Consider the following 3339-nt stretch of genomic DNA (forward strand, 5'->3'; position numbering starts at 1 on the left):
CGACACGCTATGCGAAAAATCTGGTGTCATTTCTCGCCGCCGCCCAGATTCGTTGCCTTGTTTTGTGGCTTAGAATTTCGTGACGACACCATCTAAGTGGCGAAAAAGTTGATAGGTGGTGTAACGCGCACTGCCATCCACATCCGGAGCGCCTCGCTTAGCCGCAACATCAGTCCCATTGACAGTCCGGCTTTCAACCGATAGTCGGGTTCGGTCGGTTGTGTTGGGCACACTGGCGTGTAAATGGGCACTCGAAAAGCACATCAGATCACCGGGTACGAGGCTGATTGGCAATGCTTCAGCCCGTGGCGGCGCGTCGCTGGCGGTCGGAAGCAACGGGTATTTCTCAGCCGTTCGACCCGCTTTGAGCCGGCGCAGTAATTCCTCGAAATCCCAATCGGCGCTGCTGTTGGCGACCGCATAGTCAAAATAAGCCGGGAACAGCGCCAGGGTACGTTCCGGCGTGGCGGGAAACAGCGGCGCCCACCAATTGGTTTGCGCGGCGATATTGGTTCCCCATGTGTCCCGATGGGCCGCCAACGGCCCCAGGGTGGCGTTACGACTCAATCCAGCGGTTTGCACGCGAACCACCACGCCATCGCCGTAGGTGTCGTCGAGACGCACACCGACGGCTGCCAGAGCCGCGTTGAAGTAAGCCGCAATCGCAGAATCGCTTCTAACGGCTCGGCGAAACGCCGCACTTGCGCGCGCTATCTCATCTTCGGTGCGGCGGTCATGGATAAGTGTCGGATTGTCACCCAGGTAGTCGTAGCTCCGTGATCGCAGGGCCTCTATGAATCGTGCAACCGGAGCAAAACCACGAAACACAAGGATTTCGCCAACATAAACCTTGGCGTTGCGCTCATCCTCCGACAAGGGCGTCGTGTAGCGTGCGATAGAAGGCATGATTCTTGACAGACAAACCGGTCTACCTATAATAAACCTATGGTTACGCCACGACAAACAAATGAGGTTCGCGACGGCATCCTGGATGCCGCTGAGCTACTGTTCATCATGCAAGGCTACCGAGCGACCGGGGTCAATCAGATCATCCGCGAGGCCGGTGTCGCCAAAGCCAGCTTCTACCATCACTTCCCGTCCAAGACCGCGTTGGCCGAGGCCTTTGTACAGCGCCGTCACAAGCGCTGGTTTCAATCGGTAGAGCAGCGACTGGCTGCGGAAGACGACCCACGCGACAAGCTGCGGGCGTTGATATGAGCCGCGCCCGGCAGTCCATCAAAGGTTTCACCGACCCCACCTCGACTTTTCATGTCGTGGGAGCGGGGCTTCTCATCGTGGCGTCAACCTATGGCCTGGCCCGTTATACCTACGGGCTGTTTGTGCCGGCGATCCAAGCCGAGTTTCATCTCTCAACGGCCGCTATTGGGTTGCTGGGTAGCGCCTCTTATGCCGGCTACCTGGCCGCCACGCTTTTGGGCTCAACACTCTCCGGCTCTTTAGGCCCCCGAGGGCCAATTATCGCCGGCGGGCTCGCGGCAGCCGCCGGCATGGCGCTGATCGGTCTCGCTCCGTCGCTGCCCTGGCTGGCGGTTGGGATTGTACTGGCAGGCACCAGCCCCGGCTTGGCGTATCCACCTTTATCGGACGCGGTAGTACAGCTCCGATCGCCTGAACGCCAAGGTCGGACCTATGCGCTGATCAATTCCGGCACCAGCTACGGAATCATGATCTCGGCGCCCTTGGCGCTCTGGGCCGGTCAGCAATGGCAAATTGCCTGGCTTGCCTTTGCGTGCATCGCGGTCATCGCAACCGTATGGAATAGCCGCATCATGCCTACAGCGCCGCCGCGCGGTGCACAGCAAGCCATTCAGCCGTTGAGCTGGCGCTGGCTTTTGCAACCCCGCTCCGTGCCGCTGTTTAGTGGTGCGTTGCTGTTTGGCGTTACGTCAGCCGTGTATTGGACGTTTGCAGTCGATCACATTGCCGGCTACGGCGACTTACCAGGCGGCAGCGCGCAGTTATTCTGGATATTAGTCGGCCTGGCTGGTGTGGCCGGCGGCAGCGCTGGCGACGGGGTCGCCTGGTTTGGCCTGAAAAATACCTTCCGTGTTGCACTGTTCGCCAATGCCGCCGCGTGTGCTTTATTGGGGTTTGCCGCCGGACAGTGGTCGGCATTGCTGCTCTCGGCTCTGCTCTTTGGCAGCACGTTTATCTTGATTACCGGCCTGTTCGGGATATGGAGCGTTCATGTGTTCCAGGAACGGCCATCTGCCGGCTTTGGCGCCACTTTTTTTCTGATATCCGCAGGCCAGCTCATCAGCCCGGCCATTGCCGGAATGGCAGCCGATCACTTGGGCCTCGGGTGGGTTTTCGATATGACTGCACTCGGTACGCTCGCCGTCATGGTTTGTCTTCCGAGCGGGGATATACGGCAAATGTCTGATGCCAATTCCAAAATGGAGGCCCTGATGGACCATGAGCATTTAGAAGACATAGTAAAGACTTCATTGGGAACGCTCGCCCCGCTTTCAATCGGTGATATCGATACTGTATCCAATACCGATAAATATGCCATCATCGAAAAACAGGATGAGCAAAATGATGCCGAACTTGAGAATATCTTTAGTTATATGGCTGAACTGAATGAGGCGGCGGTCAACAACGAATCTTTATGCGCTGGCAAGGAGAGCACTTCTATACGTGACTGTCTTTGCCACACAGCTGATTTTATTGCCGCGCACGCTCACGGCAAACCGATTCGCTACGTCGAAATCGGTCCAGAGCCTCACAAGACTACGTTGATTTTAGAGCACTTGGAGAAAAGGGGAATAAACCTCGACAGCTATGTCGGAATTGATATTAATCCAAGATCCGAAATGCGAATGCGTCAAGTCTTGGAGCCGATTATAGGGTCAGATCGGTTCCGCTACATAATCGGAGACTACAATACCCTTACTGCCGATGACTTAGAGGCTTACGAAGGGTTGACAGTCATCACGATGCTCGGGTTTCAGGAAGGAAATGAGACACCAGATAAGATGGCCGGCATTCTGGCAGGACTTACCAAGCCCGGAGATCTACTGTTTTCAGAGATGCAACTCAATAGCGGTAGAGGCTATGGTCCCATCATTAACTTCTATGATTCACATCCCATGAAGCAGTTTTCGGATAGCGTTTGCAAACGCAACCATGTTGTTGCGGCCGACCAACACAGTATCTTCGTCATACCCATTGAAACCAAGTTAGGAGGGATTATGGTCGCCGCGACGATCGTGCCCTATAAATAGTCGGTCCTGAAAAACCAAAAATCACCGTGAAATCATGATTATGCGCCTGGATGATGCTCCCTTTTCGGCGTAAAATCTGGTCTATCCTCGC

3 protein-coding genes and 1 pseudogene are annotated in these 3339 nt (G+C 55.7%); 3 read left to right on the top strand and 1 reads right to left on the bottom strand.

Annotated elements, in window-relative coordinates:
* A pseudogene (locus H146_RS21665) lies at window positions 1–83 on the top strand (IS5/IS1182 family transposase); the annotation flags it as partial.
* Here the strand turns inward: H146_RS21665 and H146_RS20445 are convergent.
* Window positions 70–876, bottom strand: coding sequence for a phytanoyl-CoA dioxygenase family protein (locus H146_RS20445; RefSeq protein WP_169433509.1), 807 nt, complete (start codon window positions 874–876; stop codon window positions 70–72). The pseudogene H146_RS21665 and the gene H146_RS20445 sit on opposite strands and share 14 nt — an antisense overlap.
* A gap of 69 nt (window positions 877–945) precedes the next feature.
* Here H146_RS20445 and H146_RS19925 point away from each other — a divergent pair, with 69 nt between their 5' ends.
* Together H146_RS19925 and H146_RS20450 are read left to right on the top strand one after the other, a co-directional pair.
* The gene (locus tag H146_RS19925; protein WP_019953255.1) at window positions 946–1218 is read left to right on the top strand and encodes a TetR/AcrR family transcriptional regulator; all 273 of its coding nucleotides are present in this window, start codon (window positions 946–948) and stop codon (window positions 1216–1218) included.
* The gene (locus tag H146_RS20450) at window positions 1215–3248 is read left to right on the top strand and encodes an MFS transporter (protein ID WP_019953256.1); all 2034 of its coding nucleotides are present in this window, start codon (window positions 1215–1217) and stop codon (window positions 3246–3248) included. Before H146_RS19925 ends, H146_RS20450 begins: the two co-directional genes overlap by 4 nt.
* Window positions 3249–3339 lie beyond the last annotated feature (91 nt).

It is taken from the genome of Kushneria aurantia DSM 21353 (genome assembly GCF_000382245.1).
In the GTDB taxonomy this organism is placed as follows: Bacteria; Pseudomonadota; Gammaproteobacteria; order Pseudomonadales; family Halomonadaceae; genus Kushneria; species Kushneria aurantia.